Raw genomic sequence first — 16626 nt, 5'->3', positions numbered from 1 at the left:
GGTAAAAACAATGACCATTGCAACGATTGATATCGGAGGGACTGGGATTAAGTTTGCCAGTCTGACTCCTGATGGGAAAATACTGAATAAGACAAGCATTCCAACGCCTGAAAGTTTGGAGGATTTACTAGCTTGGTTAGACAAACGCTTGTCAGAACAGGATTATAGCGGGATTGCTATGAGTGTTCCAGGTGCAGTCAATCAAGAAACAGGTGTGATTGATGGCTTCAGTGCCGTGCCCTACATCCACGGATTTTCTTGGTATGAGGCGCTTAGCTCTTATCAGATTCCTGTCCATCTAGAAAATGATGCCAACTGCGTTGGACTCAGTGAACTACTAGCCCATCCAGAACTTGAAAATGCAGCCTGTGTCGTGATTGGGACAGGGATTGGCGGAGCCATGATTATCAATGGTAGACTTCATCGAGGTCGTCACGGTCTGGGTGGAGAATTTGGCTACATGACAACCCTTGCCCCTGCTGAAAAGCTCAACAACTGGTCGCAACTAGCGTCAACTGGAAATATGGTGCGCTACGTGATTGAAAAATCTGATCAGACTGACTGGGACGGTCGCAAGATTTACCAAGAGGCCGAAGCAGGAAATGCCCTTTGTCAAGAAGCCATTGAGCGCATGAACCGCAATCTGGCGCAAGGCTTGCTCAATATCCAATATCTCATCGACCCAGATGTCATCAGTCTGGGAGGCTCTATCAGTCAAAATCCAGATTTCATCCAAGGTGTCAAGAAGGCTGTTGATGACTTTGTCGAGACCTACGAAGAATACACGGTCGCACCAGTTATCCAAGCTTGCACCTATCATGCAGATGCCAATCTCTACGGTGCCCTTGTCAACTGGCTACAGGAGGAAAATCAATGGTAATTTTTACAGGAATTAGTGACAAACAAGCACAAGCTATTAAGGTTTTAAAAGGTCACATTTCTCTACCAGATGTGGAAGTAGCTGTCGCTCAGTCTGACCAAGCCTCTATCTCTATCAAGGGTGAGGGTGGCCACTATCAACTAACCTATCGCAAATCCCACCAACTCTATCGTGCCTTGTCCTTGTTGGCAACAGCTCTAGTAGAAGGTGATAAAGTAGAGATTAAGGAGCAGGCGGCTTATGAAGATTTGGCTTATATGGCAGACTGTTCGCGAAATGCAGTGCTGAATGTCGCTTCTGCCAAGCAGATGATTGAGGTTTTGGCTCTCATGGGCTACTCAACCTTTGAGCTTTACATGGAAGACACCTACCAGATTGAGGGGCAGCCTTACTTTGGCTATTTCCGTGGAGCCTACTCAGCTGAGGAATTGCAGGAAATCGAAGCCTATGCCCAACAGTTTGACATGACCTTTGTGCCTTGCATCCAGACCTTGGCCCACTTGTCAGCCTTTGTTAAATGGGGTGTCAAAGAAGTTCAGGAGCTCCGTGATGTGGAGGATATCCTCCTTATCGGCGAAGAAAAGGTTTATGACTTGATTGATGGCATGTTTGCTACTCTATCTAAACTACAAACTCGCAAGGTCAATATCGGGATGGACGAAGCCCACTTGGTTGGTTTGGGACGTTACTTGATATTGAACGGTGTTGTGGATCGTAGTCTCCTCATGTGCCAACACTTGGAGCGCGTGCTGGATATTGCTGACAAATATGGTTTCCACTGCCAGATGTGGAGCGATATGTTCTTTAAACTTATGTCAGCAGATGGCCAGTACGACCGTGACGTGGAAATTCCAGAGGAAACGCGTGTCTACTTAGACCGTCTCAAAGAACGTGTGACCTTGGTTTACTGGGACTATTATCAGGATAGCGAGGAAAAATACAACCGCAATTTCCGCAACCATCATAAGATTAGTCATGACCTTGCCTTTGCAGGTGGTGCTTGGAAGTGGATTGGTTTCACACCCAATAACCATTTCAGCCGTCTCATCGCTCTTGAAGCCAATAAAGCCTGTCGTGCCAATGAGATTAAAGAAGTCATTGTGACGGGTTGGGGGGACAATGGTGGTGAGACCGCTCAGTTTTCTATTCTACCAAGCTTGCAAATCTGGGCAGAACTCAGCTATCGCAATGACCTAGACCGACTGTCTGCACACTTCAAGACCAACACAGGTCTATTGGTTGAGGACTTTATGCAGATCGACCTTGCCAACCTTTTACCAGATCTACCAGGCAATCTCAGTGGTATCAATCCCAACCGCTATGTCTTTTATCAGGATATTCTCTGTCCGATTCTTGATCGACACATGACACCTGAACAGGACAAACCCCACTTTGCCCAAGCTGCTGAGATTCTGTCAGAAATTAAAGACAAAGCAGGCATCTACGCTTATCTCTTTGAAACTCAAGCTCAGTTGAATGCTATTTTAAGTAGTAAGGTTGATGTTGGACGACGCATTCGTCAAGCCTATCAAGCGGATGATAAAGAAAGCCTGCAAGAAATCGCCAGACAAGAATTACCAGAACTCAGAAGCCAAATTGAAGACTTTCATGCCCTCTTTAGCCACCAATGGCTGAAAGAAAACAAGGTTTTTGGCTTGGATACGGTCGATATCCGTATGGGCGGACTCTTGCAACGCATCAAACGAGCAGAAAGTCGTATCGAGGCTTATCTGGCAGGTCAGATTGACCGCATCGATGAGCTAGAAGAGGAAATCTTACCATTTACTGACTTCTACGCAGACAATGACTTCGCAGCCACAACAGCCAACCAGTGGCATACTATTGCGACAGCTTCAACGATTTATACGACCTAAAAACAAGAACACCTTTCCTTGGGCAGAGTGTTTCTCGTGAAACATCCCTTTCTTCAAAAGTACTCCACATAAAATAATTTGTGGAGTTTTTTCTATAATTAGTAGTTTAACCTAACCTTCAAATAGGAGTATACTAATAATGTAATCGTTATCAAAAGTCTAAAAAGGAATTTTTAGATGGATATCAAAATAAAAAAGGGAGGAAATTATGAATAAGTTTTCAAAAACCTTGAGAGACAACTGGATCTTTCTCTTAATGGTTTTGCCAGGGGCACTCTGGTTGATTCTATTCTTCTACATTCCAGTATTTGGAAACGTGGTTGCCTTTAAAGACTACCACATGACCAGTAATGGATTTATAGATAGTATCGTGAATAGTAAATGGGTCGGACTCGATAATTTCAGATTCTTATTTAGTTCAAAAGACGCCTTTATTATCACACGAAATACTGTCCTCTACAATCTCGGCTTTATCTTTATCGGTTTGATTGTATCTGTAGGAATTGCCATCATCCTCAGTGAACTCCGTTCTAAGAGAATGGTTAAGATCTTCCAAACTTCCATGTTGTTCCCTTACTTCCTGTCTTGGGTTATCATCAGTTTCTTTACAGATGCCTTCCTAAACATTGATAAAGGGGTGTTCAACCATTTCCTAGAATCTATCGGAATGAAGGAAATCAATTTCTACGCTGATTTGGGTATCTGGCCATATCTCCTACTTTTCCTAGGTATTTGGAAAGGCTTTGGATATAGCAGTGTCATGTACTATGCGACAATCATGGGAATTGATCCAACCTACTACGAAGCAGCGACAGTGGATGGGGCCAGCAAATGGCAACGAATTCGCAATGTAACTATTCCGCAGTTGACACCATTGGTAACCGTATTGACCATCCTTGCAGTAGGAAATATCTTCCGTGCAGACTTTGGTCTCTTCTACCAGATCCCCCACAATGCTGGTCAGCTTTATAACGTAACCAACGTCTTGGACGTATATGTTTATAACGGTTTGACTCAGACAGCGGATATCGGGATGGCTTCAGCGGCAGGTCTCTACCAATCAGTTGTCGGCTTGATTCTGGTTATCCTATCAAACTTACTGGCAAGACGAGTTGATCCAAACTCAGCTTTGTTCTAGAAAGGAGGAGAATATGGCAGAAAAGAAAATTAAAAAAGAAAAAATTGATAATGTCGGCATTCACTCCTTCAGTAAGAAAGCAGATATCTTCTTTAGTACCATTTCTGGTTTGATTGCCCTCTCTTGTATCCTACCCTTCATATTTGTTATTGTTATCTCTGTGACAGATGAAAAGAGTATCCTCCAAAATGGATATAGCTTCTTCCCATCCCAATTTGGATTAGACGGTTTTGAGTTCTTGGCACAATTTAAGGATAAAATCCTCCAAGCCCTCTTCATCTCAGTTTTTGTAACAGTGGTGGGGACTATCACAAACGTTTTTATCACAACAACCTATGCCTACGCTATTTCACGGACAACCTTTAAGTATCGCAGATTCTTTACGATTTTTGCCCTTCTTAGTATGTTGTTCAACGCTGGTTTGGTACCAGGCTATATCGTGGTCACTCGTTTGCTTCAACTTGGTGATACAGTTTGGGCTTTGATTGTTCCCATGCTTCTCTCTCCATTTAACATCATCTTGATGCGTTCCTTCTTTAAGAAGACTATCCCAGAAGCCATTCTTGAATCCGCTCGTATCGATGGTGCCAGTGAAGCCCGAATCTTCTTCCAAATCTGTTTGCCATTGTCACTTCCAGGTATCGCAACCATCACGCTTTTGACAGCTCTTGGTTTCTGGAACGACTGGTTCAACGCCCTTCTTTACATCAAGAGTGACAACTTGTATCCATTGCAATATTTGCTCATGCAAATCCAACAAAATATGGACTACATCGCCAAAGCAGTCGGCCTATCTGGTCAACTGGGAGTTGCTCTACCGAAAGAAACAGGTCGTATGGCCATGGTTGTGGTCGCAACCCTTCCAATCGCGATTTTGTATCCATTCTTCCAACGCTACTTTGTAAAAGGTTTGACTATCGGTGGCGTGAAAGAATAGTGCTTGTTGAGAAGAACATTTCTCAGTTCCCAACTTCCCTTGTGTGAAGTTAATACTCTTCGAAAATCAAATTCAAACCGCGTCAACGTCGCCTTGCCGTACTCAAGTACAGCCTGCGGCTAGTTTCCTAGTTTGCTCTTTGATTTTCATTGAGTATAAGATCATTACATTGTTTATAAGTTTAAAAATAAAAAAAGGAGTTTTTATCATGAAAAACTGGAAAAAATATGCTTTTGCATCTGCTAGTGTAGTCGCTTTGGCTGCTGGTCTCGCTGCTTGTGGAAACCTTTCAGGTAACAGCAAAAAAGCTGCTGACTCAGCTTCAGGTGAAAAAACTGTTATCAAAATGTACCAAATTGGTGACAAACCAGATAACTTAGATGAATTGCTAGAAAATGCTAACAAAATCATCGGTGAAAAAGTTGGTGCTAAATTGGATATCCAATATCTTGGATGGGGTGACTATGATAAGAAAATGTCAGTTATCACATCATCTGGTGAAAACTACGATATCGCCTTTGCATCTAACTATGTTGTAAATGCTCAAAAAGGTGCCTATGCTGACTTGACTGACTTGTATAAGAAAGAAGGAGCAGAGCTTTATAAAGCACTTGACCCAGCTTACATCAAAGGTAACAGCATTAACGGTAAAATTTACGCAGTTCCAGTTGCAGCCAACGTTGCATCATCTCAAAACTTCGCTTTCAACGGAACTCTTCTTGCTAAATACGGTATCGATATTTCAGGTGTCACTTCATATGAAACACTTGAACCAGTCTTGAAACAAATCAAAGAAAAAGCTCCAGATGTAGTGCCATTTGCGGTTACTAAGAACTTCATCCCATCTGATAACTTTGACTACCCAGTTCCAAATGGACTTCCATTCGTTATCGACCTTGAAGGGGACACTACTAAGATCGTAAACCGTTACGAAGTACCTCGCTTCAAAGAACACTTGAAGACTCTTCACAAATTCTATGAAGCTGGATACATTCCAAAAGACGTAGCAACAAGCGATACTTCATTTGACCTTCAACAAGATACTTGGTTCGTTCGTGAAGAAACAGTAGGACCAGCTGACTATGGTAACAGCTTGCTTTCACGTGTTGCAAACAAAGACATCCAAATCAAACCAATCACTAACTTCATCAAGAAAAACCAAACAACACAAGTTGCTAACTTTGTCATCTCAAACAACTCTAAGAACAAAGAAAAATCAATGGAAGTGTTGAACCTCTTGAACACTAACCCAGAACTCTTGAACGGTCTTGTTTACGGTCCAGAAGGCAAGAACTGGGAAAAAATTGAAGGTAAAGAAAATCGTGTTAAAGTCCTTGATGGCTACAAAGGAAACACTCACATGGGTGGATGGAACACTGGTAACAACTGGATCCTTTACATCAACGAAAACGTTACAGACCAACAAATCGAAGATTCTAAGAAACAATTGGCAGAAGCTAAAGAATCTCCAGCACTTGGATTCATCTTTAACACTGACAATGTGAAATCTGAAATCTCAGCAATCTCTAACACAATGCAACAATTCGATACAGCTATTAACACTGGTACTGTAGACCCAGATAAAGCTATTCCAGAATTGATGGAAAAATTGAAATCTGAAGGTGCTTACGATAAAGTATTGAACGAAATGCAAAAACAATACGATGAATTCTTGAAAAACAAAAAATCATAAGATCAATTGATTTCGTGTATTCATTCCTAATTCCTAAAAATTGAATCACTGTTTTCCTCAGGCTTATCTGGGGGAGGCAGTGATTTTTTGAAACGTGAGCATAGATATATATGTTTTTCTTATCACTATTTAACCATTCAGGAAATCTCAAGTACCATTTAGGATTTGGAGTAAAGATTTAGGAAAATATAGCTTATATTAGAGATGTCTCGAGTTTACAAAGGAGAGTTCATATGAAGAAGTATCAGCTTGTCTTCAGAATAAGCGCAGTTTTCTCTTACTTATTTTTCGTATTTGGTCTTTCTCAGCTGACGCTTATTGTTCAAAATTATTGGCAATTTTCTTCCCAGATAGGCAATTTCTTCTGGATTCAAAATATCTTGAGTTTGCTATTTATCGGAGTCATGATTTGGATTCTGGTTAAGACAGGGCATGGCTATCTCTTTCGTATTCCAAGAAAAAAATGGCTTTGGTATTCGATTTTGACAGTATTAGTGGTAGTGCTCCAGATCTCTTTTAACGTTCAGACAGTTAAACATGTTCAGTCAACTGCTGAAGGTTGGGCTGTATTGATCGGTTATAGTGGGACCAACTTTGCTGAGCTAGGTATCTATATAACTTTGTTCTTTCTGACTCCACTGATGGAAGAGTTGATTTATAGGGGATTACTGCAACACGCCTTTTTTAAGCATTCGAGATTTGGCCTTGATTTGCTTCTTCCGTCAATTTTATTTGCTCTTCCTCATTTTTCAAGCCTGCCTAGTTTGTTAGATATCTTCGTCTTTGCAACATCTGGCATCATCTTTGCTAGTTTGACCCGCTATACAAAGAGCATTTATCCTTCCTATGTGGTGCATGTGATCAATAATATTTTCGCAACATTACCATTTTTGCTGACTTTTTTACACAGGGTGTTTGGGTAAAATAATAGCATGAGAGTTAGGAATTATAGTTTTTCAATTTATAAGCGAGTTTCAGGAGGTAAATGAGTACGACATCATTAAAATGGTTCGCTGGAGGAAGCGAAAGACGTTGTGAAGCGATGACTATCCTATATCATCTACTAGAAGACATAAAGGATACGCCTCAGCTGACTCCCTTGAAAAATCAATTAGTTATTTATCAAAGAAGATTGAAGGACGATGGGACTTCTACTCCTTTTATATTGAGTCAAATGAATGTTGATATCTCACGTGTGTTGATTGATAATAAGTTGATTTTGTCAGAAAATCAAGCCGAGCAAATAAAAAAATTGAGAGAATTATCTGCTATTCGCTATGGTTACTGATGAAGTGCAGGGATAAGCACTTTTCTACAATTTCCAGTCAAATAAATTGCATTCGCTTTCTCAAGCAGGTATACTAGTATAGTTAGATGAAAAATTCTGAAAATTTAAGAATAGAAAAGAGAACAAATCTTATGGCAAAAGATATTCGTGTCTTACTTTACTACCTTTACACTCCAATTGAAAATGCAGAGCAATTTGCTGCAGACCACTTGGCTTTCTGTAAATCAATCGGCCTTAAAGGTCGTATCCTAGTCGCTGACGAAGGAATTAACGGAACAGTTTCAGGTGATTACGAAACAACTCAAAAATACATGGACTACGTTCACAGCCTCCCAGGTATGGAAGACCTCTGGTTCAAGATTGACGAAGAAAGTGAACAAGCCTTCAAGAAGATGTTTGTTCGCTACAAGAAAGAGATTGTCCACCTTGGTTTGGAAGACAACGACTTTGACAACGACATCAACCCACTTGAAACAACAGGTGCTTACTTGTCTCCAAAAGAGTTCAAAGAAGCCCTTCTTGACGAAGATACAGTTGTCCTTGACACACGTAACGATTATGAGTACGACCTAGGACACTTCCGTGGGGCTATCCGCCCAGATATCCGCAACTTCCGTGAGTTGCCACAATGGGTTCGTGATAACAAGGAAAAATTCATGGACAAGCGTGTCGTGGTTTACTGTACAGGTGGCGTTCGCTGTGAGAAATTCTCAGGCTGGATGGTCCGTGAAGGCTACAAAGATGTTGGCCAATTGCACGGAGGAATCGCAACTTACGGTAAAGACCCAGAAGTCCAAGGAGAGCTTTGGGATGGGAAAATGTACGTCTTTGACGAGCGTATCGCCGTAGATGTAAACCATGTCAACCCAACCATCGTAGGGAAAGATTGGTTTGATGGAACACCATGTGAACGTTATGTCAACTGTGGAAATCCATTCTGTAATCGTCGTATCTTGACATCAGAAGAAAATGAAGATAAGTACCTTCGTGGCTGCTCACACGAGTGCCGTGTTCACCCACGTAACCGCTATGTTTCAGAAAATGAATTGACACAAGCTGAAGTTGTCGAGCGCCTAACCGCTATCGGTGAAAGCTTGGATCAAGCAGTTACTGTATAAAATCAAACAGTCCTCAGGGGCTGTTTTTCTATGCTTTTTACTCAAAAATCTAATACTCAATGAAAATCAAAGAGCAAACTAGGAAGCTAGCCGCAGGCTGTACTTGAGTACGGCAAGGCGAAGCTGACGCGGTTTGAATTTGATTTTCGAAGAGTATAAAGTTTGTTTTTGTATCTTTCAGAAAAATAAGGTATACTATATGTAAACGATTTCAAAGGAGTTCAGTTATGGTGAAAACATTTTTTATTCCAAATAAACAGAGCATTTTAGGAGAACAGGAGATTTTGACTGCCAAGTCTATCTTGGCTTTGGTAGATGGTTTGGAGTCGCATAGTTATGATGCCGTCTATCTCCGTCAGCCTCTTAATCGTCTAGAGTATATCGAGTGTGCGATAGTGGGGCAATCACAATTTCTTTTTAAAGTCAGTTATGATGATGGTCAAAAGGCTTACCGTGTCGATCTTCCTGACCTACTAACGAAGACAGACTGGCAGATTATCAAAGCATTTTTAGAAGCCCTACTTGCTTATACAGGAACTGAGATTGAAGGACTAAATGGTTTTGATTTTGAAGCTTATTTCCAAGCAGGTATTCAAGCCCATCTAGCAGACACTGCAGCCCGCTTTACGATTTGCCAAGGAATTTTTAATCCTGTTTTCTTTAGTCATGAGGACTTGAAAAGCTTTTTAGGGGAAGATGGCTTGGCTCAGTTTGAAGCGCGTGTGCGTGCGGTTCAAGAGACAGACGCCTACTTTGCAAGAGTTTCCTTCTATCAGGATGGAGAAGGCCAAGTGCACGGTGTTTATCATCTGGCTCAAGGAGTCAAGACTGTTTTACCGAGAGAACCATTTGTTCCTGCTGCCTATATTGAGCAATTGGTGGATAAGGAAGTCCAGTGGGAGATTGACTTGGTTCAAATCACAGGAGACGGCTCTAAACCAGAAGACTATGAAGCCATTGCCCGCTTGGACTATGCAAAATTCCTAGAGTCATTACCATCAGCATCTTACCACCAACTAGACGCCAATCAATTAGAAGTGCAACCCATCTTAGACAAAGATTTTAAAACATTAGCACAAGAAAAGTAAAGCAGAAGCAGGTCAATCGACTTGCTTTTTGATATATAAAAAATCCTGCCATGGAAGACAGGATTGCTACTCAATGAAAATCAAAGAGCAAACTAGGAAGCTAGCCGCAGGCTGCTCAAAACACTGTTTTGAGGTTGTAGATAAGACTGACAAAGTCAGGAACATATATCTACGGTAAGGCGAAGCTGACGTGGTTTGAAGAGATTTTCGAAGAGTATGAAGTTTAAAGAAAGGCCAAGATACGAAGGTAATCTCCAATCAGCGCCACTTCAGCTACAAAGAAGAGGAGGATAATAACTCCGTTCACAAGGACAGATAAGAATAACTGATAGAAGGAGTCGGTTTCACTTGCTTGACTTGGCCTTGTAATGATATGGAGACTAGCGAGCAGAATGATTCCAATGCTAATCACACACAAGAGAGCTGTAAATCGTAGGCTATCAAAGAAGGCAAAGAAACTAGCAATAGCAGTGAGGAAGATTGGAATGGCTAAGAGTTGACTATATTGTTGGAGAACCTTTTCTAGCGTCCAGTCCTTTTCTTGGTAGATAAATCGTCTCACGACGAAACTACCCAAGAGGAATGAAAAGAAGAAGAGTGTTGTTGCTACTAGGATAGAGATAATCGAAAAGAGATTCAATGAAGCAAATTGTTCAGGGAAGTGATTATGCATAGTTGCTATATGTCCATAGTAAGCATGTTTGATGTGGTAGATACTAAAGAAAAAGGAAGATGCAGAAAACAGAATGAGTAATAGAAAGGCCGTGTAGCTGTGTGTGCCACTTGTTTCAAGCTTGCTTGTAGGAGATTTGAGAGCCTCCACTAGCCAAGACCAAAAATCAAGCACTTGCTCTTTCCATTTATCCGTAGATTTTGGAGCTTGGTCGGGGATATAGGGACTTTCTAAGGATTGACTGATAAGAAGTGGCTCTTTCAAGATTGTTTTTTGCTTAGGAAGTGCTTCTTGGCTCTCTTCAGCTATAGTGACTTTTTCTGTTTCTTTAGAAAGATCTTGCTCTTCTTCAGTAGAATCTAATGCTTTCTTTTCTTCTATTTCTGTTCTCGTTTCACCGTCTTCAGGCGTTTCAATTTTCTCTTCTTGCTGACTCTCCAGTTCGACTTCAGCTTGAGAGACTTCCTCCTCTACTTGAGTATTTTTTTCAATTGGTGTATCGACATCGGCTATCGTTTCTTCAGCCTTGTCTGCAACCTCTTGAGCTTGCTCTTCAGGTTTGTTCTTGCTTGTTGTTTTTACAAAATCATTACTTTCAAACCATTCTTGTTTCATGGTAGAACCTCCTTTTTAGTTAGATAAATATGCTTCCATAGTAGCAAATGTAAGCGCTTTTGTCAACGTCTGTTTGGTATGGATATTAGCTCAATATCATTATCAGCTCTAGCAATGAGTTGATCCTTGACATCGGTTTTTTCAGTTTTGTAAGGGTTGCTTAATTCCGTGCCTCTTGATTCAGGCTTTTCTCTTGTGAATTGGTGGATAGAACCATAGTTGCTTGAGATGTCCCAGTTAATTCGTTGGTTCTCTTTCTGGTCTAGGATGATTCTGAGATACTTTTTGGCAGTCAGTTCAACCTTACCATGGACTTGGATATTTTCAGCGTGGAAGTGCTTCTCTGTTGACTCTAGCTGACTATCTGTAAGATCTGTATCAAAGATATTGACGATATTAGGGGTTGTGAGTTTACTGTTTTTGATACGACTTCCTTCAATTCGGAGGATATAGCTGTTTGTATTGAGGGTCGCATTTTCAAGGCTAGCATTAGTGATACTGGTTTGTCTGCGATTGGCTGAGATGTTGATTCCTTTTAGATTTCTCCCTTTTGGTAGTCGGAGAATAACTTCTTCAAAACGACTAGAGTAGCTACTTGCGATATGGAGAATCCCACCAATTCCAGAAGATAGAAACTGAGTTTCAGACAGTTTTTTATCCGTTAGGCTCAGCGTTTTATTGTTCTGATTTGTGATAAGATCATGGTTAGCAGAAATAGATGGATGGTAAGAAATGTGGATTTGATCATCGAAAGAGTCTGTGATGGTCAGCGCGTGTTGGTGGAGAGTAATTTCTAGGTTTTCGACTTCCTTGCCAAAGGTTAGCTCTTCCGTACGGCTATCATAGACAGGTTCTTTGGACATGGCAAGTAGGCTCTTAATTCCGTCAGATTGGATGCCTACAAAGAGCAGGACAAAGCCGATAACGGTAGTCACAACACCAAAAATGAGAAATCCTTTTGTCCATTTACGCATGCTGGTCACCTCTCTTTCCTTTTTTAAGAACAAATTGCACCAGGCGAACAATGAGTAGACCGAAGAAGCGAGCTACATAGGAAATACCTAATAAAACCAGCGAAGAAGCACCGATAGCTAGTAAACCAGAACCGAAAATCAAGATAAAGGCTGATTTAGCTTGGGCTAGGACAGTAAAACTTTCAACTAAAAATAGGAATCCGCCGATGATACCAAGTATGGAAACTGCAAAGAAAGCCAGAATGACAGTCAAAGCAGCAACAAGGATTGCGAACAGGGACACGAGGATGGCGATTCCCAGAGGAATACCAATAGGGGCTGCAAGCAAAGCTAACAAGGCGATATGCAAAATTTGTCGGTTATTCTTTTGAGCAGGCGCTTCATTGATTTTTTTATCTAGAAGATTTGATAGAACTTCGTGGGCTGCTTCCTTAGGAGTTCCCAAGCTAGCGATGAGTTCTTCTTCTCCCTCGACTCCAGCATCGTCAAAGAGTTCTCTGAAATAGTCCATGGCTTCGATGCGATCAGCTTCAGGTAGTTTCTTGAGATAGAGTTCTAGCTGAGTCAGGTATTCAGTTCTTGTCATGGCGGATACTCCCTTCTATGATGCCATTGATGGTGTCTGTATAAAGTGCCCATTCATCTTTTAGGGTCACGAGCTGTTCTATACCACCATTTGTCAAGGAGTAGTATTTGCGCATGCGACCTTGGAACTCTCTAGAATAGGTTGTCAGAAAGCTATTGCCCTCCAATTTTTTGAGAATGGGATAGAGTGTAGATTCTTTGATATTAGCGATCAGCTTAATGGTTTGGCTAATCTCATAACCATAAGAATCATCCTGCTCCAGTACGGCCAAGATGAGAAATTCAATCAAGGCAGAGGATGTTGGAAAGTACATGGGGAACCTCCTTTTCTAATGTGTAAGATTTTTATATATAATTTTTCTACACATATATTGTACATCTAAATGAAAGCCCTGTCAAGAGAAATGTGTAAAATTTTTATATATAAAAAAACTTCTAGGAAAAACTAGAAGTTTAGAGGAACTAACATCAGCTATTTCACAGAAATTTATATTTTAAAGATAAGCTAGAATCATGATGTATAATCTAGGATATACTTTGAAACAGATTCCTTTCCCATCTAAACCCTTATCTTACTCATTTATTCCATATCTTTTATCAATTTATACGTCTCCATAAAACGAAGACCTCGGGCTCCCTTAGTCGCTGTGATTTCTTCATAGATATCACCCAAGGTGCAGGCAGGTGCTAAAGTCCACAGAGCATAATCTTCTAATATGACCTTACCAATCTTCTCGAATTTATCTAGTAAAAGCCCCAAATCCTTGTGATTAAACCAACAGTCAGTATCAATAGCATACTGTCTATTATTCATCTTGCAAGCAATCTCGCTATTCAAAAAATCCGTCATAGTGGGCTTATTCTTTTGTAGTAACCTTGTAAAGGCTAGGTGATATTCTATTTTTCTCGGACTTTGGTCCAGATCTGAAACAAAACCGACTCCGTATTCATTTTCAAATTGAACCACAAGCACATCTCCTACCTTAAAGTACGGCTCTCTCTTTGTTTTTATCTTTGGAATTTTAAGAGGTTTCGGATTGACACTTTGTAGCTGAATAGCTAGTTTATCAAGTGCTTTCTGTCTTTGTTTCAATGCTTTGCTGTCAATTTCAAGCCAGAACTTATCCGCTCCTTTTTCGATGATTTTGAGAGTTTTATTTTTTATGTCTTCTGGTAAATGTCCAATCTTCCACAAGGAGTAGGCAAAGGCTGCCCAATAAATCTCAGTATAAAAATCATCTATACAAAAATTATTTTCATCATTTAAAATATCTTCGATTATCTTAGCAATATTTTCGCCGTTTTTATATCTTCCCACTATGGTGTTATAGATATCGTAAGCATCATCGCTGTCTATAATCTTTACTCCGTCTATTGCCATGGCAACCTCCTGATTATTCTCGGGTAGTTATTTTACAAAGAGAGAGATTCTCCAGTTCATCACTATCACCGATATAATTGTTTCAACACTTATTGTTTATATCTGAGAAGTATTTTAGAAAAATTAAAGGATTTTATCAGCTCTGTCTACTGTAAAGAGGGCCACAGTCATGATGATATCGACGAGTAAGAGAGCAGCTACCGCTGGTACCCAAGAGTGGAAAAGGTCAAAACTGTAACCAAAGAGGGTCGGACCAAAAGCTGCTAGGATATAGCCTCCTGTTTGAGATAGGCCTGACAATTGGGCTGTATTTTCAGGAGCACTTGTCTTGAGTGAAAAATTGACCATGAGATAAGGGAAGAGGGCGCTAGTTGCGGTTCCGATGAGGAGATGGATGGCGAGCCAGTAAAAGAAATTACCGACTGGGAAAAAGAGCATGGAAATACCGACCACACCAGCTAGTGAAACCAGAGTGAGCATGAGCTGACGGTTGCGAGTAGACAAGCTGGTTGTCAGGCTTGGGATAGTCATTGAAAAAGGAATGCTAATCAGAGAGAAGATAGAGGTCAGTAAGCCAGCTTCGTGACTGGATAGGCCTGCATGGATGGCCATAGTAGGTAACCAAGTCATAGCAGTGTAAAAGAGCAAGGATTGAAAACCTGCAAAGACGATAACTGCCCAGACCTGTTTGTTACGCATGACCTTTGTTTTGCTTTTTTGTTTGGTTTGTGGAGCCAGTCTGTGATTATAGCGGTGATTTGGCAGCCAGACCAAAAAAGTTGCTAGACAGAGCAGGGTGAGGAGGATGATAAGTCCTTTCCAAGAACTGGCTTGTGTAATGGGCACGGCTAGATAGGAAGCCAGAGCCGTCGCAATCCCCATAGAAGTTACATATAAGGTGGTCAGAAAACCAATTTTCTTTGGTTGATTGCCTTGGATGAGACTAGGAAGCAGAACATTGATGACTGCGATACTTGCCCCAACCATCAAGGTTCCTAGATAGAGTAGGGGCAGATTGATTAGTCGAATCAGAGAACCGATGGTCAAGAAGAAAAGGCTATAGGTAAAGAGATGCTCCAAGCCAATTTTTTGAGCCAGTCGGGTAGAAAAGAGTGAGAAGAGGGTAAACATGAGGAGAGGAAGGCTGGTCAAGACACCAAGCGAACTAACTTCTACTCCCAACCCTTGCGAAATATCTCCCAAAATAATAGGTAAAACAGTAAAAGGAGTCCGCAAGGAAACACCAATCAGGATAATACCTGGAACAAAAAAGAGTGATTGCTTTTTCATATAATACCTCTCCTAGCTGATTTTAATAACAGCTTATTTTAAGGCTTTTTCCCTATAATGTCAAGTAAGGTTTCTGGCTTTCAAGATAAAAATGGGAAAGTCTTGAAAATTATGATAAAATAGTGGAAGGAAATCTATACATTGGAGAAAAACTGTGTCTGAAAAGCAAAAAATCAGCGTATTGATGTCGGTCTATATTAAGGAAAATCCGATATTTTTAAAGGATGCTATTGAGAGTGTTCAAAATCAGACCCTGAAACCGAGCGAGTTGGTTCTGGTTGAGGATGGGCCTTTGACACCTGAGCTCTATCAGGTATTAGACCAGCTTGAAGCTGAGTCTGATATTCCAGTGAAACGCTATCCTCTTGAGCAGAATCAAGGTTTGGGTCTGGCTCTTCGACAGGGTGTTTTGCAGTGTCAGTACGATATCATCGCTCGTATGGATACAGATGATATAGCTGTTCCAGACCGTTTTGAGAAACAGGTTCAGCTAATGGAGAAGGACAACCTCGACCTATTAGGTGGACATATTGCAGAGTTTATTGACAATCCTGATGAGATTGTTTCTTACCGTCGTGTTCCAACCCAGCATGCAGAGATTGTGGCTTATCAAAGGATGAGAAGTGCTTTTAACCATATGACTGTCATGTTCAAGAAGGACATGGTTCTCAAGGCAGGTAACTATGAGGATGGCCTCTATATGGAGGATGACCTCCTCTGGCTCAATATGATTGCTGCAGGAGCCAAGACTGGAAATCTGGATCAAATCTTGTGTAAGGTTCGTGTCGGAGCAGGGATGTTTGAGCGTCGTGGGGGACTGCGTTACCTCAAACTCTATCGTCAAGCTCGTCAACGGATGCTGAAGCGAGGACAAATTTCTTACATGGAGTATGCCAAGAGTGTTGCCATTCAGATGGTGGTTGCCCTTTGTCCCGGATTTGTCCGACAGTTTATTTTTATGAAACTGTTACGAAAAAGCAAGTAAAAGATTGTAGCAAATCGTAAACTAGATAAAAAGTGTTATAATAACAATATAATGCTCTTCGAAAATCTCTTCAAACCGCGTCAACCTCGCCTTGCCGTATGTATGTG

Annotated in this window: 16 protein-coding genes; 10 read left to right on the top strand and 6 right to left on the bottom strand. The window is 41.0% G+C overall.

Features of this window, described 5'->3' with window-relative positions; translation table 11 throughout:
• The first annotated feature begins 10 nt into the window (after positions 1-10).
• From M594_RS09650 to M594_RS09610, 9 genes are all read left to right on the top strand, one after another.
• Complete coding sequence (locus tag M594_RS09650) at positions 11-880, top strand: ROK family protein (protein ID WP_173876757.1); 870 nt, start codon at positions 11-13, stop codon at positions 878-880.
• Positions 874-2754: a beta-N-acetylhexosaminidase gene (locus M594_RS09645; RefSeq protein WP_173876676.1), complete on the top strand. Its 1881-nt coding sequence runs from the start codon at positions 874-876 to the stop codon at positions 2752-2754. Before M594_RS09650 ends, M594_RS09645 begins: the two co-directional genes overlap by 7 nt.
• A gap of 208 nt (positions 2755-2962) precedes the next feature.
• Positions 2963-3892, top strand: coding sequence for an ABC transporter permease (locus M594_RS09640; protein ID WP_001032152.1), 930 nt, complete (start codon positions 2963-2965; stop codon positions 3890-3892).
• Positions 3893-3905: 13 nt separating this feature from the next.
• A complete protein-coding gene (locus tag M594_RS09635) occupies positions 3906-4829 on the top strand; it encodes a carbohydrate ABC transporter permease (RefSeq protein ID WP_000818349.1) in 924 nt (307 codons plus the stop codon).
• A gap of 208 nt (positions 4830-5037) precedes the next feature.
• The gene (locus M594_RS09630; protein WP_173876675.1) at positions 5038-6522 is read left to right on the top strand and encodes an ABC transporter substrate-binding protein; all 1485 of its coding nucleotides are present in this window, start codon (positions 5038-5040) and stop codon (positions 6520-6522) included.
• 233 nt (positions 6523-6755) lie between these two features.
• Positions 6756-7445, top strand: a complete 690-nt coding sequence (locus tag M594_RS09625) for a CPBP family intramembrane glutamic endopeptidase (protein WP_173876674.1) — start codon at positions 6756-6758, stop codon at positions 7443-7445.
• Between the two features lie 62 nt (positions 7446-7507).
• Positions 7508-7810: a bacteriocin immunity protein gene (locus M594_RS09620; RefSeq protein ID WP_173876673.1), complete on the top strand. Its 303-nt coding sequence runs from the start codon at positions 7508-7510 to the stop codon at positions 7808-7810.
• A 131-nt stretch (positions 7811-7941) separates the two neighbouring features.
• Entirely contained in the window at positions 7942-8928 is a 987-nt protein-coding gene (locus M594_RS09615; protein WP_173876672.1) for a rhodanese-related sulfurtransferase, read from the top strand.
• A gap of 227 nt (positions 8929-9155) precedes the next feature.
• Positions 9156-10016 (top strand): DUF4299 family protein, encoded by an 861-nt coding sequence (locus M594_RS09610; protein WP_173876671.1) that lies wholly within the window; start codon positions 9156-9158, stop codon positions 10014-10016.
• A 223-nt stretch (positions 10017-10239) separates the two neighbouring features.
• Here the strand turns inward: M594_RS09610 and M594_RS09605 are convergent, their stop codons facing one another.
• The 6 genes from M594_RS09605 to M594_RS09580 form a co-directional block, all read right to left on the bottom strand.
• Positions 10240-11304, bottom strand: coding sequence for a DUF6574 domain-containing protein (locus tag M594_RS09605; RefSeq protein WP_173876670.1), 1065 nt, complete (start codon positions 11302-11304; stop codon positions 10240-10242).
• Positions 11305-11366: 62 nt separating this feature from the next.
• Positions 11367-12278 (bottom strand): DUF4097 domain-containing protein, encoded by a 912-nt coding sequence (locus tag M594_RS09600; protein ID WP_173876669.1) that lies wholly within the window; start codon positions 12276-12278, stop codon positions 11367-11369.
• Entirely contained in the window at positions 12271-12864 is a 594-nt protein-coding gene (locus tag M594_RS09595; protein WP_000198685.1) for a DUF1700 domain-containing protein, read from the bottom strand. Before M594_RS09595 ends, M594_RS09600 begins: the two co-directional genes overlap by 8 nt.
• Positions 12851-13177: a PadR family transcriptional regulator gene (locus M594_RS09590; RefSeq protein WP_000273858.1), complete on the bottom strand. Its 327-nt coding sequence runs from the start codon at positions 13175-13177 to the stop codon at positions 12851-12853. Before M594_RS09590 ends, M594_RS09595 begins: the two co-directional genes overlap by 14 nt.
• 266 nt (positions 13178-13443) lie before the next feature.
• The gene (locus tag M594_RS09585) at positions 13444-14244 is read right to left on the bottom strand and encodes a hypothetical protein (RefSeq protein ID WP_173876668.1); all 801 of its coding nucleotides are present in this window, start codon (positions 14242-14244) and stop codon (positions 13444-13446) included.
• A 123-nt stretch (positions 14245-14367) separates the two neighbouring features.
• The gene (locus M594_RS09580) at positions 14368-15534 is read right to left on the bottom strand and encodes a CynX/NimT family MFS transporter (RefSeq protein ID WP_173876667.1); all 1167 of its coding nucleotides are present in this window, start codon (positions 15532-15534) and stop codon (positions 14368-14370) included.
• Between the two features lie 154 nt (positions 15535-15688).
• On the opposite strand from M594_RS09580, the gene M594_RS09575 reads away from it, so the two are divergent.
• Entirely contained in the window at positions 15689-16519 is an 831-nt protein-coding gene (locus tag M594_RS09575; protein WP_173876666.1) for a glycosyltransferase, read from the top strand.
• The last annotated feature ends 107 nt before the right edge of the window (positions 16520-16626 follow it).

Source organism: Streptococcus mitis (assembly GCF_013305725.1).
GTDB classification, from domain to species: Bacteria; Bacillota; Bacilli; order Lactobacillales; family Streptococcaceae; genus Streptococcus; species Streptococcus mitis_BO.
Note: the sequence above shows the minus strand (reverse complement) of the source record. Positions and strands in the feature narration are given on the sequence as shown.